General features: G+C 35.4%; 23 protein-coding genes. 20 read left to right on the forward strand and 3 right to left on the reverse strand.

All coding sequences use genetic code 11. The features are described 5' to 3' along the window. From infB to rimP, 3 genes are all read right to left on the reverse strand, one after another. Window positions 1-2,949: translation initiation factor IF-2 (gene infB, locus BBH99_RS02545; RefSeq protein ID WP_066691515.1), on the reverse strand; the 2,949-nt coding region annotated here is incomplete at its 3' end. A gap of 78 nt (window positions 2,950-3,027) precedes the next feature. Further along, window positions 3,028-4,263 (reverse strand): transcription termination factor NusA, encoded by a 1,236-nt coding sequence (gene nusA / locus BBH99_RS02550; RefSeq protein WP_066691517.1) that lies wholly within the window; start codon window positions 4,261-4,263, stop codon window positions 3,028-3,030. A 16-nt stretch (window positions 4,264-4,279) separates the two neighbouring features. Continuing rightward, window positions 4,280-4,747, reverse strand: a complete 468-nt coding sequence (gene rimP, locus BBH99_RS02555; RefSeq protein WP_065395843.1) for a ribosome assembly cofactor RimP — start codon at window positions 4,745-4,747, stop codon at window positions 4,280-4,282. 217 nt (window positions 4,748-4,964) lie between these two features. Between rimP and BBH99_RS02560 the strand changes: the two genes are divergently transcribed. From BBH99_RS02560 to BBH99_RS02655, 20 genes are all read left to right on the forward strand, one after another. Then, window positions 4,965-6,278, forward strand: coding sequence for a UDP-glucose dehydrogenase family protein (locus BBH99_RS02560; RefSeq protein WP_066691710.1), 1,314 nt, complete (start codon window positions 4,965-4,967; stop codon window positions 6,276-6,278). Window positions 6,279-6,282: 4 nt separating this feature from the next. After that, window positions 6,283-7,362 (forward strand): dTDP-glucose 4,6-dehydratase, encoded by a 1,080-nt coding sequence (rfbB, locus tag BBH99_RS02565; protein WP_066691519.1) that lies wholly within the window; start codon window positions 6,283-6,285, stop codon window positions 7,360-7,362. Window positions 7,363-7,484: 122 nt separating this feature from the next. Beyond that, window positions 7,485-8,348, forward strand: coding sequence for a glucose-1-phosphate thymidylyltransferase RfbA (gene rfbA, locus BBH99_RS02570; protein WP_066691528.1), 864 nt, complete (start codon window positions 7,485-7,487; stop codon window positions 8,346-8,348). Window positions 8,349-8,519: 171 nt separating this feature from the next. After that, window positions 8,520-9,368 carry an ABC transporter permease gene (locus BBH99_RS02575; protein ID WP_066691529.1) on the forward strand — a complete coding sequence of 283 codons (849 nt, stop codon included), beginning with the start codon at window positions 8,520-8,522 and terminating at the stop codon, window positions 9,366-9,368. Window positions 9,369-9,411: 43 nt separating this feature from the next. Then, window positions 9,412-10,671, forward strand: a complete 1,260-nt coding sequence (locus BBH99_RS02580; protein ID WP_066691530.1) for an ABC transporter ATP-binding protein — start codon at window positions 9,412-9,414, stop codon at window positions 10,669-10,671. Next, window positions 10,668-11,069, forward strand: a complete 402-nt coding sequence (locus BBH99_RS02585; protein WP_066691531.1) for a sugar 3,4-ketoisomerase — start codon at window positions 10,668-10,670, stop codon at window positions 11,067-11,069. Before BBH99_RS02580 ends, BBH99_RS02585 begins: the two co-directional genes overlap by 4 nt. Then, entirely contained in the window at window positions 11,059-11,481 is a 423-nt protein-coding gene (locus tag BBH99_RS02590) for a sugar 3,4-ketoisomerase (protein ID WP_066691538.1), read from the forward strand. The genes BBH99_RS02585 and BBH99_RS02590 overlap by 11 nt, the downstream gene beginning before the upstream one ends. Continuing rightward, window positions 11,471-11,971, forward strand: coding sequence for an acyltransferase (locus tag BBH99_RS02595; protein WP_066691539.1), 501 nt, complete (start codon window positions 11,471-11,473; stop codon window positions 11,969-11,971). The genes BBH99_RS02590 and BBH99_RS02595 overlap by 11 nt, the downstream gene beginning before the upstream one ends. Then, a complete protein-coding gene (locus BBH99_RS02600) occupies window positions 11,964-13,064 on the forward strand; it encodes a DegT/DnrJ/EryC1/StrS family aminotransferase (RefSeq protein WP_066691540.1) in 1,101 nt (366 codons plus the stop codon). Before BBH99_RS02595 ends, BBH99_RS02600 begins: the two co-directional genes overlap by 8 nt. Further along, a complete protein-coding gene (locus BBH99_RS02605) occupies window positions 13,065-14,300 on the forward strand; it encodes a glycosyltransferase (protein ID WP_066691541.1) in 1,236 nt (411 codons plus the stop codon). It abuts the gene before it with no gap. Continuing rightward, complete coding sequence (locus BBH99_RS02610) at window positions 14,290-15,153, forward strand: glycosyltransferase family 2 protein (RefSeq protein WP_066691543.1); 864 nt, start codon at window positions 14,290-14,292, stop codon at window positions 15,151-15,153. Before BBH99_RS02605 ends, BBH99_RS02610 begins: the two co-directional genes overlap by 11 nt. A 387-nt stretch (window positions 15,154-15,540) precedes the next feature. Further along, window positions 15,541-16,701, forward strand: coding sequence for a glycosyltransferase family 61 protein (locus tag BBH99_RS02615; protein ID WP_066691546.1), 1,161 nt, complete (start codon window positions 15,541-15,543; stop codon window positions 16,699-16,701). Further along, the gene (locus BBH99_RS02620) at window positions 16,688-17,095 is read left to right on the forward strand and encodes a sugar 3,4-ketoisomerase (protein ID WP_066691712.1); all 408 of its coding nucleotides are present in this window, start codon (window positions 16,688-16,690) and stop codon (window positions 17,093-17,095) included. Before BBH99_RS02615 ends, BBH99_RS02620 begins: the two co-directional genes overlap by 14 nt. Before the next feature lie 33 nt (window positions 17,096-17,128). Beyond that, complete coding sequence (locus BBH99_RS02625; RefSeq protein WP_066691549.1) at window positions 17,129-18,229, forward strand: DegT/DnrJ/EryC1/StrS family aminotransferase; 1,101 nt, start codon at window positions 17,129-17,131, stop codon at window positions 18,227-18,229. 1 nt (window position 18,230) lies between these two features. Next, window positions 18,231-19,127, forward strand: a complete 897-nt coding sequence (locus tag BBH99_RS02630) for a glycosyltransferase family 2 protein (RefSeq protein WP_066691551.1) — start codon at window positions 18,231-18,233, stop codon at window positions 19,125-19,127. A 62-nt stretch (window positions 19,128-19,189) separates the two neighbouring features. After that, window positions 19,190-20,116, forward strand: coding sequence for a glycosyltransferase (locus tag BBH99_RS02635; RefSeq protein ID WP_066691554.1), 927 nt, complete (start codon window positions 19,190-19,192; stop codon window positions 20,114-20,116). A gap of 67 nt (window positions 20,117-20,183) precedes the next feature. After that, on the forward strand, window positions 20,184-20,852 hold the full coding sequence (locus BBH99_RS02640; RefSeq protein ID WP_066691557.1) for an NAD-dependent epimerase/dehydratase family protein: 669 nt from the start codon (window positions 20,184-20,186) through the stop codon (window positions 20,850-20,852). 1 nt (window position 20,853) lies between these two features. Next, on the forward strand, window positions 20,854-21,795 hold the full coding sequence (locus BBH99_RS02645; protein WP_066691559.1) for a glycosyltransferase family 2 protein: 942 nt from the start codon (window positions 20,854-20,856) through the stop codon (window positions 21,793-21,795). A 10-nt stretch (window positions 21,796-21,805) separates the two neighbouring features. Continuing rightward, window positions 21,806-22,960, forward strand: coding sequence for a glycosyltransferase family protein (locus BBH99_RS02650; RefSeq protein ID WP_066691561.1), 1,155 nt, complete (start codon window positions 21,806-21,808; stop codon window positions 22,958-22,960). Between the two features lie 4 nt (window positions 22,961-22,964). Continuing rightward, a complete protein-coding gene (locus BBH99_RS02655) occupies window positions 22,965-23,753 on the forward strand; it encodes a glycosyltransferase family 2 protein (protein ID WP_066691563.1) in 789 nt (262 codons plus the stop codon). The last annotated feature ends 3 nt before the right edge of the window (window positions 23,754-23,756 follow it).

The raw sequence follows: 23,756 nt of genomic DNA on the forward strand, positions 1-23,756 counted from the left end.
TTTCAGCTTTTTCTTAACAGCTACTTCTTCGTAAACTTCAAGAATATCTCCGATTTCAATATCATTGTATCCTTTTAAGTTAAGACCACATTCGTAACCTTTTGTTACTTCTTTTACATCATCTTTGAAACGCTTCAAACTTTCCAGTTCTCCATCAAACTTCACAATACCATCTCTTAACAAACGTACTTTAGACTGTCTTGTTACTTTTCCGGTAAGAACCATACAACCTGCAATTGAACCAACTTTAGAAATTTTGAACACCTCACGGATTTCAACATTTCCGATTACCTGCTCCTGAATCTCAGGAGAAAGCATTCCTTCCATTGCTTCTTTTACTTCATCGATTGCTTTATAGATAACAGAATAAGTTCTGATTTCAATTTCCTCACGGTCCGCAAGTTCTTTTGCATTAGCACCAGCTCTTACGTTAAATCCAATGATAATAGCATCTGATGCTGCCGCTAAGTTGATATCAGATTCAGTGATCTGTCCTACACCTGAGTGAAGAATCTTCACGCTGATTTCTTCTGTTGATAATCTTTGCAACTGATCAGATAATGCTTCTACAGAACCATCCACGTCACCTTTAAGGATAATATTCAATTCTTTGAATTCTCCTAAAGCAATACGTCTACCTAATTCTTCAAGTGTTGTATGCTTTTTCGTCCTGATAGAAAGCTCTCTTTGAAGCTGTTCCCTCTTATTGGCAATAGCTTTACCTTCACTTTCGTCAGTATAAACACGGAATTTATCACCTGCTGTAGGAGCACCGTCCAAGCCTAAGATTGTTGCAGGAATTGAAGGACCTGCTTCCGCAAGATTCTTCCCTCTTTCATCAAGCAATGCCTTTACTTTACCATGATTTTTACCTGCTACTACATAATCACCAACTTTTAAAGTCCCGGTCTGCACCAACATCGTTGCAACATAACCTCTACCTTTATCTAAAGATGCCTCAATAACAACTCCATTAGCTGAACGGTCAGGATTAGCTTTTAGTTCAAGCATCTCAGCCTGTAATAAAACTTTCTCCAATAACACATCTACATTATTACCAAATTTAGCAGAGATTTCCTGAGCCTGAACATTTCCACCCCATTCTTCTACTAAAACCGGAGGATTTAATCCAGAAAGCTGTTGACGAATATTGTCAGGGTTTGCATTTGGTTTATCTACTTTGTTGATCGCGATAATCATTGGTACTCCTGCAGCCTGAGCGTGAGCAATTGCTTCTTTCGTCTGTGGCATTACATCATCATCGGCAGCAATTACAATAATTGCTATATCTGTGATCTGAGCACCTCTTGCTCTCATCGCTGTAAAGGCTTCGTGACCTGGTGTATCTAAGAATGTAATTCTCTGACCATTTTCCAGTTTCACGTTATATGCTCCAATGTGCTGAGTAATACCTCCTGATTCACCAGCAATTACATTTGTTTTTCTGATATAATCCAGTAATGAAGTTTTACCGTGGTCAACGTGCCCCATTACAGTAACTACCGGCGCTCTTGACACTAAGCTTTCTTCAGTATCGATTTCATCTTCTGCATCTGTATCTTCAAGATCCGCATCTGAGAACTCAATTTTATATCCAAATTCATCTGCTACTAATAATAAGGTATCAGCTTCCAGTCTTTGGTTCATGGTAACCATTACCCCAAGTGAGAAACATGCAGAAATTACTTCTGTTGGAGAAACGTTCATTAAGCTCGCTAATTCTCCTACCGTAATAAATTCTGTTACCTTCAGTGTTCTGTCTTGTGCTTCAAGCTCCTGCTGACGTTCGTCCTGTTCTCTACGGAAAGTTCTCTTATCTTTTCTGTGTTTTGCAGATTTAGATTTACCCCCTTTATTGGTAAGTTTTTCTAAGGTTTCCTTGATCTGGTTTTTAACTTGTTCATCAGTTAATTCAACCGGCATAACTCTTTGACCAGGTCTGTTGTTTTGACCTCCTTTCTTAAATCCACCACCTTGGCCACCTTGACGGTTTCCACCTTGGTTATTTCCGAAACGGTTTCCGCCTTGACCACCTTGACCTTGCGGGCGATTTCCTTGTCCGCCCTGCCCTTGACGGTTTCCACCTTGTCCACCACCATTATTGTTGTGCTGACGGTTTCCGCCTTGGCCACCTTGATTATTTCCAGAGTTTTGATTGTTTCCACCTTGGCCTTGGTTATTCTGACCTCCGCCTGGCTTTTCAATTCTCTTTCTTTTCTTTTTAGCACCAGCTCCTGGTTTTGGTGCAAACTGAGTTAAGTCAATTTTTTCACCTACGATCTTAGGACCGTCCAGTTTCTGATAAACAGTTTCAATTTTCTGAGGTTCCTGAGATTCAGGTTCTGCTTCCACTTTTGGAGCGTCTATTTTTTTCTCTTCTACCACTGGTTTTGGAGTTTCTTTTACAGGTTCAACCGGTTTTTCTTCTTCTTTTTTCTCCTCCATTTTTGGTTTGTCTTTTTTAACAGGTCTATTTCTAGATTCTATCTGAGACAAATCAATCTTATCCAAAACTTTAAATTCCTGCTTTTCAGGAGCTGCTTTTACTTCCGGTTCTTCTTTCACAATTTCTTCTTTCTTTTCTTCCACCGGTGTCGCTACAGGAGCAGCAGGGGTTTCTTCCACTTCAGGTTTAGCAGGTTCTAAATCTATCTTACCTAAAATTTTAGTTTCTGGTTTGTTTGCTTTAGCTCTTATCACTTCAGGGGTTTTCTTCTCTTCAATTTCCAGTTTTTCTTCCGGAACTTTAGTGATCACCACCTCATGGGAAGCTTTTCTTTGTTCGCCATCTTTAGCAAACTCAGCTTCCAATGCAGAATATGCCGATTCTTCCAATTGAGCGTTAGGATTGCTTTCAACCTCGAAACCCTTTGACTGTAAAAACTCTACTAATCTGGACATCGAAATGTTGAATTCCTTAACCGCTTTATTTAATCTAATTTTTGGCATCTATATTATTTACTGTTTTTTAATTTTTAAAATTAAAGTATTTCCTTTTTACTGTTTTATTAAGATTTATTTTACATCTTAATCCTCAAATTCTTCTCTCAGAATACGTTTAACCTCTTCAATTGTTTCCTCTTCAAGGTCAACCATATTTAAAAGACTCTCAGTTTCTTTATCCAATACTGATTTTGCAGTTGTAAGTCCTACTTTCTTAAATTCATCCAAAATCCACTGCTCAATATCGTCATTGAATTCTTTCAATTCAACATCGTCATCCTCGCTGGACTCTCTGTAAACATCAATTTCATATCCTGTCAACCAAGAAGCCAGTCTGATATTCTGACCTTGTTTTCCAATTACTTTAGAAATCTCTTCAACCGGAGTATATACTAACGCATAGCTAGTTTCCTCATTGATCTCGATTTTGTTAATCGTAACATTTCCTAAAGCTCTCTTCACCAAGATCTCAGGGTTTTTAGACCACTGAATAACATCGATGTTTTCGTTTCTCAATTCTCTTACTACTCCATGAATTCTGGATCCTTTAACCCCCACACAAGCTCCTACAGGATCAATTCTGTCATCATAAGCATCTACTGCGATCTTCGCCTTTTCTCCCGGAATTCTCACTACTTTTTTCAAGATAATAGTTCCGTCCTGGATTTCAGGAATTTCCAGCTCTAATAATTTCTCTAGGAATTTAGGTGCAGTTCTGGAAATAATAATCTGCGGTTTTGAACCTTTAAAATCTACTGTCTCAACAATAGCTCTGATATTCTCACCCTTTTTAAAGAAATCGGATGGGATCTGGTTTTCTTTTGGTAAAATGAATTCGTTTCCTTCGTCATCTAACAAAATTACATGTTTGTGACGGATGTGGTGGATTTCTCCTACAACGATTTCCCCAATTTTATCTCTAAACTGTTCGTACAGCATTGCATTGTTATGCTCCTGAAGTTTTGTAGCCAGAATTTGCTTTAGGGTAAGGATGTTTCTTCTCCCCAACTGTGCAACAGGAATTTCCATTGTAAAGTCTTCTCCTACTTCGAAGGTAGGATCAATCTTCTTTGCTTCAGAAATTTCAATTTCCAAATCATCGTCTTCAGACATTTCGTCCTCTACAATTGTTTTATTTAAAAATATCTGAAAATCTCCTTTATCCGGGTTTACAATCACATCAAAGTGGTCATCTGAATCGAATCTTTTTCTCAAAAGAGTCTTCAGTGAATCTTCAATAATTGCCATAAGATCAATTTTACTGATCCCTTTTTCGTCTTTAAAATCACCAAAGGATTCAATCAACGCTATATTATCCATCTATTCTTTTTCTTTTTTAAAATTTAATTACTACTAATGCCTTTTTGATTTCTGTGTAAGGAATTTCTTTTTCCTCTTCCACATCCACCTTTCCCTTCCCGATGTCTTTCGGTTTACGGTAACGCAAAACAAGAGTGATCTTCTCTTCGTCTACCTTTGACAATTCCCCTTCAATTTTAGAAGAATCCTCCAGCATCACCTCAATCTCTCTTCCTATGTTTTTATTGAACTGTCTTGGTGTTACTAATGGCTCGCTTAATCCTGCAGACATTACCTGGAGGCTGAAATCATGCTCCTCACGATCCATATTGAATTCTATAGCACGGCTTGCATCAAGACAATCCTGCAAAGAGACTCCATTATCACCATCTAAAATCACTGTAATATCATCCCCTGCAGAAATCTTAAGATCAATAAGGAAAAGATCTTTTCTGGTTTCAAGGAATTCATTTAATAATTCTTCAATTCTTTTTTTAAACTCCATACATTTTTTTATCTTGATTTACAGTACGAAAAAAGGCTTTCTTGCGAAGCCTTCCCATTTTTTCCGTAAATCCATTGCAAATATACGCTTTTTTTCTAAAAATGCAAAATTATCTTATTATCAAGCAAATAGAACGAAATTCATTTACATTAAATTAAAGAAGCATATGAAGGTATTTTTATTATTTTTGTCTTTGAATTTTAAAAACGAAAACATTTTGAATATAACGATTGTAGGAACAGGTTATGTGGGATTAGTTACAGGAACTACTCTGGCAGAACTTGGCAATTCAGTATACTGTGTTGATATTGATGAAAAAAAGGTAGAAGGTATGAAAAACGGCATCGTTCCCATTTATGAGCCGAACCTTGAAGAAATGTTCCTTAGAAACATTCAATCTGAAAGATTATTTTTCACTACCAATTTAAAAGAAGCTTTAGACAAAAGTGAAGTGATTTATCTGGCATTGCCAACACCTCCCGGAGAGGATGGTTCTGCAGATTTATCATATGTATTAAAGGTTGCAAATGATATTGGAGAAATGATGACCGAATATAAGGTTGTTGTTAATAAAAGCACAGTTCCTGTTGGTACTGCAGACAGAGTAAGAGAAACGATATCTTCTAAAACAAGCATTCCCTTTGATGTGGTTTCCAATCCTGAATTTTTAAGAGAAGGCTTTGCTGTTGAAGATTCTATGAACCCTTCAAGAGTTGTTGTTGGAGCCAGTTCTGATAAAGCAAAAGATATTATGGCTAAAATTTATCAGCCATTTACCAACACCGGTATTCCGATTATTTTCATGGATGAAAAGTCTTCTGAACTTACAAAATATGCAGCCAATTCATTCCTTGCTGTAAAGATTACCTTCATGAATGAAATTGCCAACTACTGTGAAAAAGTAGGAGCTGATGTAGATAAGGTAAGATTAGGAATGGGAAGTGATGACAGAATTGGGCACAGGTTCTTGTTTCCCGGGATCGGATATGGCGGAAGCTGTTTTCCTAAAGATGTAAAAGCACTTATAAAGTCAGGAAAGCAGGAGAATTTCAACTTCCAGATCCTTGAAGCCACTGAGAATGTAAATACTTCACAAAAGATAATTCTTGTTTCTGAAATTGAAAAATATTTTGGAGGCAGCATTAAAGGAAAAAAGATCGCGATGTGGGGACTTGCATTCAAAGCGAATACCGATGACATCAGAGAAGCTTCTTCTTTAGATAATATTGCTCTTTTATTGGAAAAAGGCGCAACTATAATAGCTTACGATGCTGTTGCTGAAAACAATGTACAAAAACTTTTGGGAAGCAAAATTCAATACGCCAAAGGGATGTATGATGCATTAGAAGATGCAGATGCTTTATTTATTGCTACGGAATGGCCGGAATTCAAAAATCCTAATTTTGAGCTCATGGCTAAAAAAATGAAAAATAAAGTTATTTTTGACGGAAGGAATATGTATCCGCTTGAAATCCCCGAGCAAAACGGATTTTATTATAAAAGTATAGGTAGAAAGACAATCTCAAAATAAATCAATGAAAAATATTATTATTACGGGAGGAGCAGGATTCATTGGATCTCATGTCGTAAGAGAATTTGTAAAAAATAATCCGCAAAGTATGATTATCAATCTTGATGCTCTTACTTATGCCGGAAATTTAGAAAACCTGAAAGATATTGAAAATGAACCTAATTATGTTTTCGAAAAAGCAGATATTACAAAGCCTGAAGAACTAAGAAAGGTTTTTGAAAAATATAATCCGGAGGCTGTTGTACATTTAGCCGCAGAAAGCCATGTTGACAGAAGTATTACGGATCCTATGGCTTTTATCAATACCAACGTGAATGGAACGGCAAATCTTCTTAACCTTTGCAAAGAATTCTGGACCTTAAACCCAGATCACACACACGGAAGATTTCCGGATGAAAAAAGAACAAATCTGTTTTATCATGTTTCAACCGATGAAGTATACGGAAGTTTAGGAGAAACAGGATTCTTCCTTGAAACTACACCTTACGATCCACAATCCCCATATTCTGCATCCAAAGCCGCTTCAGACCACCTGGTAAGAGCTTATGGAAATACATACGGAATGCCGTTTATTGTATCGAACTGCTCAAATAACTATGGCCCTAATCATTTTCCGGAAAAATTAATCCCCCTTTGTATCTCTAATATTATTAATGAGAGGCCCTTACCTATTTACGGAGATGGAAAATATACAAGAGATTGGTTATTTGTAATTGATCATGCAAAAGCTATCCATCAGATATTCAATGAAGCTAAAACCGGAGAAACTTATAACATCGGAGGATTCAATGAATGGCAAAATATTGATCTGGTAAAGGAATTGATTAAGCAAATGGATGCCAAACTAGGAAAACCTGAAGGGTACTCTGAAAAGCTGATCACTTTTGTAAAGGACAGACCTGGCCATGATAAACGCTATGCTATTGATGCCAATAAATTAAACAAGGATTTAGGCTGGAAACCATCAGTAACTTTTGAAGAAGGATTAAGCAAAACGATTGACTGGTACCTTGAAAACAAGGAATGGCTGGAAAACGTAACCAGCGGAGATTATCAGAAATATTACGAAAAGCAGTACAACTAAGAATAAGTTGGCACCATCATCAAAGTTTTGATGATGGTGCCAACTTTTATTGCATAGACCATTTTCTTGTAATAGCAAAGATCTGTTGGACTATGCCATAGAAAATACCAAATAATAAAAAGATGAAAGGAATAATATTAGCCGGAGGATCCGGGACAAGACTTTACCCTCTAACCATTGCCGTAAGCAAGCAACTAATGCCTGTTTATGACAAGCCAATGATCTATTACCCCTTGTCCACCTTGCTTTTAGCTGGAATTAAGGATATATTGATTATTACTACTCCACATGACCAAGCTGGATTTATTAAATTATTAGGTGATGGTTCTCAGATTGGCTGTAATATAGAATATGTTGTACAGCCAAGTCCGGATGGATTAGCACAAGCTTTTATCCTAGGAGAAAAGTTTATTGGTAATGATCCTGCAGCACTTGTTTTAGGAGACAATATCTTCTACGGTTCGGAAATGGGGACTTTATTAAAGAATAAAACCAATCCTGATGGAGGTGTTGTTTTCGCCTATCACGTTGCAGATCCTGAGAGATACGGCGTTGTAGAATTTGATGACAACTTTAAAGCAGTTTCTATAGAAGAAAAGCCTTTAAAGCCTAAATCTAACTACGCAGTACCTGGCCTTTATTTTTATGACAACAATGTGGTAGAAATCGCTAAAAACATTCAACCATCTGCCCGAGGAGAGCTTGAAATCACTGATGTCAACAATGTTTATCTGAACAAAGAAAAGCTTGAGGTGGGAGTTCTGGACAGAGGTACAGCATGGCTGGATACAGGAACTTTTGACTCACTTCACGATGCTTCAGAATTTGTAAGCGTTATTGAAAAAAGACAAGGTTTCAAAATTGGATGCATTGAGGAGATTGCTTTCAGAAATAAATTCATCAACGAAGAAAAATTATTGGAAACAGCAGCAAAATATGGAAAAAGTGGCTATGGTCAGTATTTGAAACAGCTTGTTAGTCAATAACCGCATCATTTATAAATCTTACAAACTATTGGCTTTATAGTCAATAGTTTTTGTTCATAATAACAAATATCAATATATTAGTTGTTATTTTCTAGTTTATGTAAACAATAATTTACACACTAGGAAATCCGGTAAGAATTAATTATTATAAATTTGTAAAAACTTACACAGATGAATGAACCACAGCAAAAGTGGACAGAAACCATTGAAGCCAGTCATTCTTTATTTGATTTAAAACTCAAGGAAGTATGGCGATATAAAGACCTTATTTACATGTTTGTAAAAAGAGATTTTATATCAAGTTTCAAGCAAACCATTTTGGGACCAATCTGGTTTTTTATTAATCCCATCTTTACAACAATCACTTATCTGATTATTTTCGGAAGGTTTGCAAAGCTACCTACCGACGGTGCTCCCGGCATCATATTTTATCTTTCCGGAGTCACTTTATGGAACTATTTTTCCGGGGCATTATTGGGGACAACGGCCACTTTTACAGGAAATGCCAATATCTTTGGTAAAGTATATTTCCCGAGATTAGTAACTCCCATTTCAATTGTCATTTCAAACCTGATGCGTTTAAGTGTTCAATTCCTTCTATTCCTGGTGGTATGGGTATATTATCTTATCAACAAAGAAGTTTCTCCTAACTGGTGGGTGCTGGCAACCCCCTTCTTACTCATCCTTATGGCTCTTTTTGCTCTAGGAGTTGGAATGATATTTTCTGCACTTACTACAAAATATAAGGATCTCAGTATGCTTTTAACATTTGGGATAAGCTTATATATGTATGCTACACCAGTTATCTATCCTGTATCTATGCTTCCGGGATATTTCAAAAAGCTGGCAAAATTCAACCCATTAACGGGTATTTTTGAGTGCTTCAAATATGGTTGGTTAGGCGTAGGAGATTTTTCTCCGGTAATGCTGGTCGCCAGTACTGTTATTATACTGATCCTTCTGGTAATAGGGGTGATCACCTTTAACAAAGTGGAGAAAACCTTTATGGATACAGTATAATTGAAGACAAAAACACTAGAATAAAAATTTAAAACTGAAAAAAATGCTAGCTTTAAAGGCAGAAAACATATCAAAACAATACCGTCTGGGTGAAGTGGGAACAGGAACTCTTTCTCATGACCTCAACAGGCTTTGGCATAAAGTAAGAGGCAAAGAAGATCCTTATTTAAAGATTGGTGAAGCCAATGACAGAGCCTCTAAAGGAAATTCCGACTATGTATGGTCGCTCCGTGATATCAACTTTGAAATTGAACAGGGAGATGCTGTAGGAATAATAGGGAGAAATGGGGCCGGAAAATCTACATTGCTAAAACTCTTAAGTAAGGTAACCAAACCTACTACAGGCAAGATCTATACAAATGGCCGAATAGCATCTCTATTAGAAGTTGGGACCGGGTTCCACCCTGAAATGACCGGCCGCGAAAATGTATTTTTAAACGGAGCCATTCTGGGGATGACCAGAAAAGAAATCAAACGTAAATTTGATGAGATTGTAGATTTTTCAGGAGTTGAAAGATATATTGACACCCCTGTTAAAAGATATTCTTCGGGAATGTATGTACGTCTTGCATTTGCAGTCGCTGCCCACCTGGAATCTGAAATTTTAATTGTAGACGAAGTTCTTGCTGTAGGAGACGCAGATTTTCAGAAAAAATGTCTGGGAAAAATGAATGATGTAGCCAAAGGAGAAGGAAGAACAATCCTTTTTGTAAGTCATAATATGACGGCTGTAAAAGAGCTTTGTAATAAAGGAATTCTTCTTACCCAAGGAACATTAGAGTATGAAGGTGATATGCTAAGCACCATCATAGAGTATCAAAAAAACAGTGCATCTACCTCTCATTATCTGTATAATGGGAATCTGGATGATGCTATAGGAAATGAAAACATCAGAATAAAGGAGTTTTCAGTATCTGCCCAACACGGTAAACTGATTGATATTAATTCGGGGATAAGAGTTAAATTGGTTTTCCATAATAACCGTCCCAATATCAATCTGGATGCAACTTTTGAGTTAAGGAACTATGAAGAGCTCATTGTTTTCCATGTAGGGAAGATTCTTACCAAAGATCAGGATTCTAAAACTGGAGAATATTCTATTGAGTTTGATATTCCGGCAGGATTATTAAACGCAGGAAATTACTATTTCAAATTATTCTTTGGAAAAGACCAGACTGAAGCCTTATTTATACTTGACAATTCCGTTGGTTTTGAAGTTGAAAATGTAAAAGTGGGAAGCAAAATGCATATATACCCGGGAATTACAAGACCTAATTTTGACTATAATGTAAAAACACCATGATACCTCAGATAATACAGTTTCCGAAAATATATGATAAACGGGGAAATCTTTCATTTCTGGAACATCCCAACCAGCTTCCTTTTGAAATTGCCCGAACCTATTGGATTTATGATGTTCCGGGTGGAGAACTGCGAGGCAGCCATGCTTTTAAAGAACAACAGGAAGTAATTATCGCATTATCCGGAAGCCTTGATGTTGTGATACACGATGGAAAGGAAGAGAAAGTGTACTCATTAAACCGTTCTTATTACGGATTATATATTCCTAAAATGTATTGGAGAAGGCTGGAAAATTTTTCCACCAATTCTCTGGCACTCATTGTTTCTGATAAGTCTTATGATGAGAATGACTACATAAGAGATTTCGAAATATTTAAACAGCTTACAGATGAAAGATAGAGTTTCAGTTTTTGATTGCAGTGTAATTGATCTGGGTAAAGTTGGTTTTGATGAAGGAAATCTTACGGTGGTTGAAAACAATTCCCATTTCCCGTTTGATGTAAAAAGAGTCTTTTATCTGTATGACATTGCAGGTGGTGAAAGCCGGGGAGCACATTCCCATAAAGAGTGTCATCAGTTTCTGATAGCAGCCAGTGGAAGCTTTGAAGTTTCATTGGATGACGGAAAGTTTAAAAGACAGGTATTTCTAAACCGTCCTGATTTAGGATTACATATTCCTCCGGGAATCTGGGCCTCGGAAATTAATTTTTCTTCGGGGGCTATTTGTTTGGTTTTAGCGTCTCACCATTATAATGAAAAAGATTATGTGAGAGACTATGATACTTTTTTAAAGATACAGAATGAATTATAAAATACACCCTCTGGCAGATGTCCAGTCCGAAAATATTGGTACAGATACAATGATCTGGCAGTTTTGTGTAATTCTAAAAAATGCTAAAATTGGCAGCAATTGTAATATTAACTGCAATGTTTTTATAGAAAACGATGTTGTCATTGGAGATAATGTCACCATAAAACCTGGCGTTCAGGTATGGGACGGCGTTACTTTGGAAGACAATGTTTTTATTGGTCCTAATGTAACTTTTACTAATGATTTAATTCCACGCTCTAAGCAATATCCAATAGAATTTAGCAAAACGCTTGTGAGAAAAGGAGCTTCTATTGGAGCTAATGCCACTATTGTTGCTGGTAACACCATTGGAGAAAATGCTTTAATTGGAGCAGGAAGTGTAGTCACAAAAGATGTTCCTGCCAATACAGTTTGGTTTGGAAATCCGGCCAAACAAAGGGGAACGATTAATAATAACGGAGAAATATTATATACAAAAGCTAATGATTAAGTTTTTAGATCTTCAGAAAATTAATTTAGAATACCAGCAGGAAATAGAGGCAAAACTTATAGAAGTCTTCCGTTCCGGATGGTATTTGATGGGAAAAGAACTCTCTGATTTTGAAGTTAATCTTTCACATTATATCGGTGCAAAGCATGCCATTGGAGTAGCCAATGGATTAGATGCTCTTCGTCTTATTCTTCGTGGCTATATTGAATTAGGCATCATGAGTCCGGGTGATGAAATTATTGTTCCTTCCAATACTTATATTGCTTCTATTCTTGCCATTTCTGATAATGGATTAATCCCTGTTTTGGTGGAGCCGGAAATCAATACCTACAATATCGATATTTCCAAAATCCAGGAAAAAATCACTTCTAAAACGAAAGGTATTCTTCTTGTTCATTTACAGGGAAGAATTGTTTTTTCGGAGCAGCTTAAGGAACTTGCTCACCAGCATCATCTTAAAATCATTGAAGATAATGCCCAGGCCATTGGTGCAGAATGGAATGGTATAAAATCCGGAAACCTTGGAGACGCAGCAGGATTCAGCTTTTATCCGGGTAAAAATCTAGGTGCTTTAGGAGATGCCGGAGCTGTTACCACTAACGATGATGATTTAGCAAAAACCATCAGAGCATTAGCCAACTATGGTTCCAATCAGAAGTATGTTAATATTTACAAAGGATTAAACTCCAGATTAGATGAAATTCAGGCTGCAGTTTTAGATATCAAGCTGAAATATATCGATCGTGAAAATGAAATCAGAAGGACTATTGCCCAACGTTTTATCCACGAAATTACACATCCTGACATCATTCTTCCGGAATATCCTGAAAATGAAAAAGAGCATGTGTGGCATGTATTTGTCATCAGGTCATCCAGAAGGGATGAACTTCAGGCCTACCTTACGGAAAATGGAATTCAGACTCTGATCCACTACCCTATTCCGCCTCACAAACAAGAAGCCTATAAAGAATGGGAAAACCTTTCATTCCCTATCAGTGAAAAAATACATCAGGAAGTTTTAAGTCTTCCTATCTCTTCAGTAATGAGTAAAGAAGATATCTCTATCATAATTAAAGTCATAAACAAGTTTTAAATGATAAAAAGGAAAAAACTTTTATTTGTAACCAATTCATTACAAAAAGCGGGATCTGAAAAATATACTTTTGAAATCGTAAAGAATATAGATAAATCGCTATTTGATGTGGAGGTATTAACCACTGCCGATGTTCATATAAATAAAAAATTTCCTCACATTTATTATTTTGAACTCAAAAAATTAGGTATAAAGATTCATACCAACCTTTATAGACCGGGAGAAATTCAGGTGGATTTCATGAATCGTCTTCCTTTCAAAAAAATTTCAAATTATATCCTGTTCAGAATTAACAGATACAGGAGAAGCAGTTTGTATCATAAAAGGCTGAATAAGCTTCTTAATTCTTTTGATGCTGTAATCCTGGTGGATGCTTTATTCTTTCATCATATAAAAAATAATCTTAATCCTGACATTCACTTTGAAACCCATCTGATGTGTCATCAGGCTCAGTTTAATCCTGACTTCAAAATCTATGAAGCTTATGATAAAAATTCAACTGAATACAATTTCGTGTATGCTGATGAATATCAATTAAAAGAAATAGAAGCCCAGGAGGTTAGAATAAAAAATACCTTTGGATTCCCATTATCAATCAATGTTCATGATTTAACTCCTGTAGACTACCACAAGATTGTGGAAAAGAAAGAACTTAATATTGGGGTCTTTACCAGAATCAACAGAATTAAACCGATTGATAAAATACTGGAAGCATTTGAAATTTTAAAAAATCTGAACTCTGAGGTAAAGCTTAAAATCTTTGGCCATATTCAGGATCCTGATTACCATTCAGAATTAATGGAGGTCATTAAAAATAAAGGGCTTATTCATCATATTTCATTTGAGGGCCATGCCGAAAACATGTTGGAAAGCATTAAAGAAAAAAATGTTTCCCTTGCCTGGATTGTTTCTATTTATGAATATGTAGGTTATGCCGCTACTGAATTATGCATGAACAATATTCCTATTATTCTGGATAATATTGATGGAAACAATTCAATAAAGCCTATTGATAATGAAACATCTATTCCTCCTTATTTTTATACCCCTTCAGCATTAGCGAAACATACTCATTACATATTATCCAACAATAAATTAGAAGAATTACAACAGTTGGAGACGGATCAATTTTTATCCAATCATGATCTTGAGAAAAATATAAGACACTATGAACAATATCTATTAGAGGTATTAAAAAAAGAAGAAGCAAAAAATCCAATAAACTATGAGTGCTAAAGTATCTGTTATCGTACCTTGCTACAATCAGGCACAGTATCTTGATGAGTGTCTTCAGTCTGTTCTTGACCAAACCCATCAAAACTGGGAATGTATCATTGTTAATGATGGCTCTACAGATAATACTGAGGAAACCGCAAAAAAATGGACTGCAAAAGATCCCCGCTTCAGCTATGTCTATAAGGAGAACGGAGGATTATCATCAGCCAGAAATGCAGGGTTAGAAAAAGCTCAGGGAGATTACATTCAGTTTTTAGATAGTGATGATATGATTCATCGGGAAAAATTTTCCAAAAGCCTGAAACATGATTCAGAATATCCATTAATGGTAAGTCAATTTACCATTTACAGAAACCATAGTCATGATCCTGGTTATAACCGCGTTGAGCAGGAATACCTATCCTTTGAGGGCATTGTCTTCGGATGGGATTTAAAATTCAGCATCCCCATTCACTGCTCCTTGATCTCTAAAGAACTGCTCAAAGGTTTCCTTTTTGATACGTCCTTAAAAAGCTGTGAAGACTGGCTGATGTGGATTTATATTACCAAAGATAATCCGAAGGTTCTTCTAGTAGATGAACCGCTTGCCCATTACCGCAAGGAAGACAATAATAACAGCATGTCTTCAGACCTATACAAAATTCTTCATCAAAGAATCAAAATTCTTCCCATATTAAAAAGGCTGTATGGCGATGATCTTCATGATCGTTTAGCCTATCACATCATTGATGTACGTTCCTCTCAGTTTATTGAAATGAGATCTGAATTTAATAAAATAACAGGCGGCAGATTTATATCCGGTTATCTGAATTTCAAAAAATATTATTATAATCTTTTTCAGAAAAAAAGCTAATTGTACTTCAGAATAAAGGCTAATCTGAGAAATTGAACATGTATTACTTCTATTAAACTCAAAATAAGACATTTTCATCATTTATGACTCCAGTAATTCTTCAATAGTATAAAGAGTCTGACAATAATATCCTCCTTTGGACCAAAATAGCATTGAATTTGCTTTACAGTTCACAAAGAGCTATAACACCTCTACGATGGTATCAATTGTAGAGTGTTATTTATTTATATATCCATGATAAAACATATACCATCTATTTCTTTCAATAAGATAGGCCTTGCTAAATTAAAACCCATAGCAATCAGAGCTTTTGGAGATACCACAAGTTGATAAAAAAGATGTTTTTCACATTCTAATCGTACTCCTATCTCTTAAAACAAGCTTCAGATGAAAACCAAAATAAAAAACAACAAATCACTTTTCAGTTATTTTAAAAAAATAATTCTACGAAATAAGCATAAACCCTATTCATTACAAGCCAAAATAAAAGATATTGAAAACTATAAAAGCAATATCACACAAAAGTTGATTGATAAAGGTGTATTTAAAAACTATATGCCCAGATTTTTAAATACTGATGAACAATACATTGAAACTGTTAGTCCGGAAATTTCATTGTATCAATTCCAAAATGTTCAGATTGATATTAAATCTTCTTCAATCCTATTAAATGATGAATTAATTGTTTATCGAAGTAAGGAAGAAAGATTCAACGAAGGATTTGTAACATCCCATAATGATGAAGAGGCCCGGATAGATATAAAAGTAAAACCTGAAAAATTGGAAGATGGTTTTTTCCTGGGTGGTAACGGTTCCTGGAACTGGTTTCATTTCCTGATTGAAATAATGCCAAAACTCACATTATTTAATGGGAACACGACTACTTTATTAGTAAATGAAATCGTGCTGGAGGTCCCAAGTATGAAAAAGATATTGGAGATTGTAGCAGGAAATAAATTTGAGATCAAATATCTAAACTCAGATAAAACTTACTTGGTACAGAATCTATATTATATCAATGATTTTAACCGTGTTCAGTTTAATCGCTTTGATGGATTAATTAAAGCAGAAGGAACATTTTATAATCATGAGGTTACCCGCAGTTTTTCTAATCTTATTTTAGACAGGCTTACCATAAAAAAAGATTTGCCTGAAAAGATATTTTTATACAGAAAAAATACCCATCGCATTGCAGAGAACCAGGATCAGATATTAGAATATCTTAAAAACTTCGGATTTGCTCCTGTTTGTCTGGAAGAGTTAAGCATAGATGAGCAGGCCAGCTATTTCCAAAACGCTAAATTTATAATAGGAATCTCCGGCGCAGCCTGGTCCAATATGTTGTTTTGCAGAAGCCGTCCTAAGGCCATTTGTTTCATTCCTGATAATGCAAAAGAATTCAGCGCATTCTCCAATCTGTCAAAAATTTTTGAGGTGAACTATTATGCTCAGCTCTACATAAATGACGGTGCACATACTAATAGCAATTTTATGATTAACTTTGACGAGTTTATAGAACTATTTAATGATCTTAATGAAAAAGAATAAACCGCAAATAATAGCTTTTAATAAAATTGGTTCTTCAGAGCTTGGTTATATTACCATTGCTGAAGAGCAAAAAAATGTACCTTTTGATATCCAGCGTGTTTACTGGACTTATTATACTCCACAAGACGTCATCCGAGGAGGCCACGCCCATAAAAAACTACAGCAGGTCATCTTTGCTGTATCCGGCGTTATTACCTTTAATACTGAAGATAAAGAAGGAAATAAGGAAACTTTTGTTTTAGACCATCCTACAAAAGGACTTTATCTTCCGGAACTGATCTGGAGAGATATAAAATTTTCCCATAGTGCAGTACTTCTATGTCTTGCCTCTGAACTCTATGACGAAAAAGATTATTTCAGAGATTTTGAAGAGTTTAAAAACTATGTCCCTTAATAGAAACCGTGCTAACTTTTAATAAAAACAACAATGATTAAATTTCTTGATTTACAAAAAGTAAACCTTAATTATCAACAAGAAATAGAAGACGCTTTATTACAGACTTTCAGATCCGGATGGTATCTTCAGGGAGAAAAAAATAAGGGTTTTGAAGCCAATCTGGCACAATATATAGGGACAAAACACGCCATAGGTGTTGCTAACGGGCTGGATGCACTCCGTCTTATTCTTCGTGGATATATTGAATTGGGTGTAATGAGTCCGGGTGATGAAATTATTGTACCTTCCAATACATATATTGCCTCTATATTAGCCGTTTCAGATAATGGTTTAGTTCCGGTATTGGTAGAACCCGAACTTAACACTTACAATATTGATATTTCTAAAATTGAAGAGAAAATCACGTCAAAAACAAAAGGAATTCTTATTGTTCACCTTCAGGGAAGAGTTGTTTTTTCGGATCAGCTTAAAGAAATTGCAGAAAAACATAATTTAAAAATCATTGAAGATAATGCCCAAGCCATCGGAGCAGAATGGAAAGGTCTGAAATCAGGAAATCTAGGAGATGCTGCCGGATTCAGTTTTTATCCAGGTAAAAATTTGGGTGCATTGGGTGATGCCGGTGCCGTAACTACAAACGATGATGACCTGGCACAAACCATCAGAGCTTTAGCAAACTATGGGTCTAACCAAAAATATGTGAACATTTATAAAGGTCTAAACTCAAGATTAGATGAGTTGCAGGCGGCGGTTTTGGATGTTAAACTAAAACATATTGACAAAGAGAACGAAACAAGAAGAGTTATCGCTAAAAAATTTATTGAAGAAATAAAAAATCCTGCTATCATTCTTCCTGAAAATCCTGAAAATGAAGCAGAGCATGTATGGCATGTTTTCGTGATAAGAACTGCAAAAAGAGATGAACTTCAGGCTTATCTTACAGAAAAAGGAGTGCAAACAATTATTCACTACCCTATTCCTCCTCATCAACAACAGGCATATAAAGAATGGAATGAACTTTCTTTTCCAATCAGTGAAAAAATGCATTCTGAAGTTCTTAGTCTTCCTATTTCTTCCGTTTTAGAAGAAGATGAAATCAATACGATCATTAAAGCAGTAAATGAATTCTAGCATGGAATATCCATTAGTAACAGTTATTGTCATTTCTTATAATCACTCCATGTTTATAAGAGAAAACCTGGACAGTATCAAAAATCAGACCTACAAAAATATACAGTTAATTGTTGGTGATGATGCCTCTCCAGATCATTCGGTGGAGGTTTTTGAACAGTGGTTACAGGAAAATAATTACCCTGCAGAGAAAAATTATCATACCAAAAATACAGGTATTGCAGGAATGCTTAATGAATGCATGGAACTGGTTAAGGGAAAATATGTAAAAATTATTGCAGCTGATGACTTTTTGCATCCCGAATCTATTGAAAAGTCTGTGGTTACCCTTGAAAATCTTGGGGATGAATACGCCATGTCATATAGCCATACTCATTTTGTGAATAATGACAGTGAGGTTATTGAAGATATTGTAGACTATGACATACTGGGCAAAGTAGACCCTTACGTCTTTAAAGATGATCTGTTAAAAAGTAATAGAATTGCAGCTTTAACGGTTTTACTGAAAACAGACGTTATTAAAGAAACCGGAAAATATGATACCCAATTTATTCTGGAAGATTATTACCGATGGTTAAAGATCAGCCAAAAATATTTAATCGCTTATATTCCGGAAAAACTGGCGTACTACCGTTTACATACAGAAAACATCTCTAAAATAAAAGCAGACAGGGTTGAGCTTGAGGCAGCTTTGCTTCAGATGATGTTTGATAAAAAAGGAATTGCAAAAGGAAGCATCAACCATACGACTCAGAAATTTTACATATCAGGGAAAGAACTTCCTGAAGAGTACCTCAATGCTTATCGTAGCTATCCATTTCATCTGAAAAAACTGGATTTTGCTATCAAAAAGAAGCTTCCGGTTCCTGTATATAAAATTTTAAAGAAGCTTTTTTAAAATAAAGTTTAAATCTGCAAAAACCCTCTTCTGACAGATAAAAATTTTAATATCTTCAACCGATGAAAATATCCGTGGCCCTCTGTACCTATAACGGTGAAAAATATATAGCAGAACAACTGGAAAGTATTCTCAGCCAGACGAAATCTGTAAATGAAATCATCATCTGTGATGATGGCTCTGCCGATGATACTGTAAAGATTATCTCACATTATGGAAATCAATTCCCAGATATTATCAAAGTCTATCAAAATCCGGAAAACCTGGGCTATGTAGGCAACTTCGAAAAAGCAATGAACCTGTGTACCGGAGATCTTGTATTCCTTTGTGACCAGGATGATCGCTGGTTTACAAATAAAACCGCTGTAATTGCTGAAATTTTTGAAAAACAATCCGATATTGATATTGTATGCCATAATATTAAACTTTTCGGTGAAGCCATCAACCCTTCAGAAGAAATTACTTACTGGGATCTAGATACTCCCAGCCCAAGTACACTCACGCAGCCACAGGATATTATCAAAAGAATTTTATATCAGGGTAATGTATTCCCCGGTATGAGTATGGCCATCCGCAATACCTTTCTGAAGAAACATCTTCCCCTGAAAAAAATCAATCCGGTTATCATCCACGATTATGAACTTTTGCTGCTTGCTGCAGATAAAAATGCCGTTTGGACAGAGGACCAAATTTTAGGAGAATACCGCATACATCCGAAACAAAGTATCGGCTATAAAACATTTTCCCATTTTAATCCCTCAGAAAGACCAATCTTCACGCGAGAAAATTTATTTACCATCTTTCAAAGGCATCCCTTTGTTAAAAAAACAATTAAAGGCCTCAGCTTAAATACAGATCTTGAAAAAGGACATACTATATATTGCCTTGAACAGTATAAAAATTATCTCAAAAATATGTCTTTTTTCAAACGAATGATTACCAAACTCAAAATGAAATACTATTTTCATATATTTGATTACCTGAAATAAATAATTCATATTTTTCAGATATGAAATATTGTTCCCCTTATAACACAATTAATGAAACAACTAACATATGATTATTGGCAACGGTATTATAGCAAACGCTGTAAAATCTTATGACAGAGAAGACATTATTTTTTTTGCATCAGGAGTTTCAAACTCTCTGGAAACAAGAACATCAGAATTTGAAAGAGAGCTTTCTCTTTTAAAAACAGTGTATGAAGACAACAAAGAAAAGAAACTGATCTATTTTTCTACTCTAAGCATTCACGACCAATCCAAGCAGAAAAGCCCTTATGTCATTCATAAAAAAGAAATTGAAAATTATATAGAACATAATATTGACCATTACCTCATCCTGAGAATCGGCAACATTGTAGGAAAAGGTGGAAATCCAAACACCTTGTTCAATTTTCTTAAAACCCAGATTGCCAACAACCATGAATTCACCCTTCATCTTAAGGCCAGAAGACTTCTTTTAGATATTGAAGATATATGCCGGTTTATAGACTCTCAAGGCTTACAAGCTCATAATAAAACGATCAATTTCTCCTTTCCTTATTATTATGATTTAAAGGAGATCATTAATGCCATTGAAAAAGAAACCGATCAAAAAGGACTTTATAAAGAAACCAATGAGGGTGATTTCTACAAGGTAGATTTTGACGAAGATATTATGACTTTTTTCTCTGAAAAAACACCACAGGGATATTTAGAAACTTTAACCAGAAAGTATATTTAAGATGGCTAGTATTTATGTTATTATTGTCACTTACAATGCCATGAAATGGGCAGAAAGGTGTTTTACCAGTTTACGAAACTCCAATATTCCCATACAGTCAATTGTTATTGATAACGGCTCTACGGATGGTACTCAAGATTATATTAAAGCCAACTTTCCTGAAGTTGATTTCACTCAGTCTCCGGAAAATTTAGGCTTTGGTAAAGCCAATAATATTGGTATTGAAAAAGCGTATAAAGAAGGAGCAGATTTTTTTTATCTGATGAATCAGGATGCATGGATTTTTCCAGACAGTATGGAACAATTGCTGGAAGTTTATCATCATTATCCGAACAAAGAGCAAATTGGTATCCTAAGTCCGATGCATTTAGACGGAAGCGAAAAAAAATTAGATCTCCATTTTGAAAATTATCTGGGAAAATATGCCAAAACAAACCGCTTAATTTCTGACCTGTTTTTAAAACAGCAAAGCAAATGGTACGAAATAGATTTTGTAAACGCTGCACATTGGTTATTACCTAAGTCTACCATTGAAATCGTTGGTGGGTTCAATCCGTTTTATTTCCATTATGGCGAAGACTATGACTATATCAATCGTCTTTTGTATCATAAAAAGAAAATTATACTTTGCCCGGATAGCGTTGTAGTTCATGATACTAAACAGCACAAAACGTTTCAAAGTCCCGAAGCTGCCTATAAAGAAAAATGGCTTTCATTGAGGTTACAAAAACAAACCCAATTTATGAATCCTGCATTTGAATTTGATCCAAAAAAAATAAAAAAGCAATTATTAAGGGATTTTTATAAATTCGCACTAAAAGGGTATACAAAAGAACGTATTGAGCAACGTGAAATGAATCAGTATTTTTTACCCCGCTTGCAAGAAATTCATGAGCATCGCCAGAAAATCATCAACTCATCACACCCATTTTTAAATATCTAAAAATTTCTAAATGAGTAAAAAAATTCTTTTTGTTTGTTACGGAGATTCAAACTCTCCAAAAGCCTGGTCTAATGTACCGTTCCTTTTTTCCGAAAATTTAAAAAAACAGGGGTATGAAATTCTACGTGTAGACCTCTCGCCCATAAAAAAATACGAAACATTATGGAATAAATACCCAGGAAGAATTTTATCCCGGTTTTTCCCGAGTCAACAATATGAATTTATTAAAACTCCTATTTCAAGGATGCTAGCTTATAAAAAGATCAGGAAGGTTGTCAAAAATAACCCGGATCTTTATTTTGTTATTATATTGAGCTTTGATTTTTATAATAAATTCAGCAACACACCATCGCTATTGTTTCACGATTGGAGCTATGACATGGTTATCTTAGATCGTCTAAAGAGGAAACCTTACTTCTTTGAAAAATGGTTTATCAAATATCAACATGAAGCATTTAACAATTCTGAATTAGTAGTTTCACTTTTTAAAGATGCACAAAAAATAATTTCTGAACGCCATGGTAAACAGGTACATCACCTCGGCAGTAATGTTGTGAATGATATCAACTTTAATAAGCCTACTGTTCAGGAAATTCTAGATAAGAAAAAAAATTCGGAAGAACTGCTGCTTATCGGATCTATGAAATATTTATTAGGGGCGAGAAAGCTGGTAGAAGCGGTTAGAATTTTACAAAAAGATTTCCCCAATTTAACTTTAAATATCATTAATATTCCTAAAGATAGATTGTTGTTACAAAATACAGATCGAAATATCATTTGTTATGAATATTTGGATAAGGGAGATCCGGAACAAAATACCCAATACTATAATCTTATTACGAAAGCAAAAATTCTTGTCAATCCATCCGAAATTTGGGCTGCCTATTCCAGTACCATTGAATGTATGTTTTACTACACGCCTATCATTATAAAACCTTATGAAGCTTTTGCTTTAGATTATGGGGAGAAGAATGATTTTGGTATTTATCTTCAAAATACTGAAGTAAATGATATTGTAGATAGTATACGAAGCATTCTTACGATGAACGAAGAGGAGTATACAAAACTATGTTTAAGAGCGCATGACCTGGTAAAAGATCAAACTTGGGAAAGTTACACAAAGAAAGTAATTGAACTGATGAATAATGTCGTAAATAAAAATTAATCCTTTGAAATCACTCCCTATCAGTATTTGCATTCTTTCCTGGAAAACAGGAAAAACATTAGGAAACACATTAAGGTCCTACCGAAAATATGGTCTCCTGGACATGGTTGATGATATCGTCATTCTTTTCCAGGAAGTAAGTGAATCTGACAAAAAACTGGCAGATCAATACAATATCAGATATATAGGACTAAAAGAGAATATCGGTATTGGAAAAGGGATGAAAGCGTTGGCAGAAAATGCGACTTGTGAAAACATTCTTTTTCTGGAGCATGACTTTGAGCTTGTTGAAAATCAAAAAACAGCATTTTCCCGCCTCAAAAGTGGATTGGAAATGCTTGATAATGGTTTTGATGTAGTTCGCTACCGAAGCAGAAACGTGCCTGGCTACCCTCTCATTTCCATCAGGCATAAAGGAAATGAGCTGAACTATTATGATGACTGGCACGAATGTACTTCACCTCATCTTCTGGAATCTTTGCATTGGCTGGATCCTGCGGTAGAGTTTCCTGATAAAATTCAAAAGCAAGGCGAATATTTCATTACCACCTCCCGTTGGGCCAACTGGACCAATAACCCTTATCTTGTCCGAAAAAGTTTCTTACTTGAAACCATTATTCCTTTCTCAGGAGAAACCGCTTCGCTGGAAAGAAATATTGCGGCGTGGTGGGTAAAACAAAATTTCAAAATTGCCCAGGGAGAAGGGCTGTTTAAGCATAATGACCTTACCAAATATCCGAAGAAAACCATTATTCAGAAAATAGTGGGAAGACTGAAAAATATATTTAAATAACAC

It is taken from the genome of Chryseobacterium contaminans (assembly GCF_001684955.1).
Lineage (GTDB): Bacteria > Bacteroidota > Bacteroidia > Flavobacteriales > Weeksellaceae > Chryseobacterium > Chryseobacterium contaminans.

Excerpts from the sequence above, each read along its gene's own strand:
- BBH99_RS02590 (WP_066691538.1), top strand. The coding sequence starts at position 11,059 with ATGAAAGATAGAGTTTCAGTTTTTGATTGCAGTGTAATTGATCTGGGT.
- BBH99_RS02650 (WP_066691561.1), top strand. The coding sequence starts at position 21,806 with ATGAGTAAAAAAATTCTTTTTGTTTGTTACGGAGATTCAAACTCTCCA.
- BBH99_RS02625 (WP_066691549.1), top strand. The coding sequence starts at position 17,129 with ATGATTAAATTTCTTGATTTACAAAAAGTAAACCTTAATTATCAACAA.
- BBH99_RS02645 (WP_066691559.1), top strand. The coding sequence starts at position 20,854 with ATGGCTAGTATTTATGTTATTATTGTCACTTACAATGCCATGAAATGG.
- BBH99_RS02610 (WP_066691543.1), top strand. The coding sequence starts at position 14,290 with ATGAGTGCTAAAGTATCTGTTATCGTACCTTGCTACAATCAGGCACAG.
- BBH99_RS02615 (WP_066691546.1), top strand. The coding sequence starts at position 15,541 with ATGAAAACCAAAATAAAAAACAACAAATCACTTTTCAGTTATTTTAAA.
- BBH99_RS02640 (WP_066691557.1), top strand. The coding sequence starts at position 20,184 with ATGATTATTGGCAACGGTATTATAGCAAACGCTGTAAAATCTTATGAC.
- nusA (WP_066691517.1), bottom strand. The coding sequence starts at position 4,263 with ATGGATAATATAGCGTTGATTGAATCCTTTGGTGATTTTAAAGACGAA.
- rfbA (WP_066691528.1), top strand. The coding sequence starts at position 7,485 with ATGAAAGGAATAATATTAGCCGGAGGATCCGGGACAAGACTTTACCCT.
- BBH99_RS02595 (WP_066691539.1), top strand. The coding sequence starts at position 11,471 with ATGAATTATAAAATACACCCTCTGGCAGATGTCCAGTCCGAAAATATT.
- rfbB (WP_066691519.1), top strand. The coding sequence starts at position 6,283 with ATGAAAAATATTATTATTACGGGAGGAGCAGGATTCATTGGATCTCAT.
- BBH99_RS02575 (WP_066691529.1), top strand. The coding sequence starts at position 8,520 with ATGAATGAACCACAGCAAAAGTGGACAGAAACCATTGAAGCCAGTCAT.
- BBH99_RS02635 (WP_066691554.1), top strand. The coding sequence starts at position 19,190 with ATGAAAATATCCGTGGCCCTCTGTACCTATAACGGTGAAAAATATATA.
- BBH99_RS02585 (WP_066691531.1), top strand. The coding sequence starts at position 10,668 with ATGATACCTCAGATAATACAGTTTCCGAAAATATATGATAAACGGGGA.
- BBH99_RS02605 (WP_066691541.1), top strand. The coding sequence starts at position 13,065 with ATGATAAAAAGGAAAAAACTTTTATTTGTAACCAATTCATTACAAAAA.
- rimP (WP_065395843.1), bottom strand. The coding sequence starts at position 4,747 with ATGGAGTTTAAAAAAAGAATTGAAGAATTATTAAATGAATTCCTTGAA.
- BBH99_RS02580 (WP_066691530.1), top strand. The coding sequence starts at position 9,412 with ATGCTAGCTTTAAAGGCAGAAAACATATCAAAACAATACCGTCTGGGT.
- BBH99_RS02600 (WP_066691540.1), top strand. The coding sequence starts at position 11,964 with ATGATTAAGTTTTTAGATCTTCAGAAAATTAATTTAGAATACCAGCAG.
- BBH99_RS02620 (WP_066691712.1), top strand. The coding sequence starts at position 16,688 with ATGAAAAAGAATAAACCGCAAATAATAGCTTTTAATAAAATTGGTTCT.
- BBH99_RS02630 (WP_066691551.1), top strand. The coding sequence starts at position 18,231 with ATGGAATATCCATTAGTAACAGTTATTGTCATTTCTTATAATCACTCC.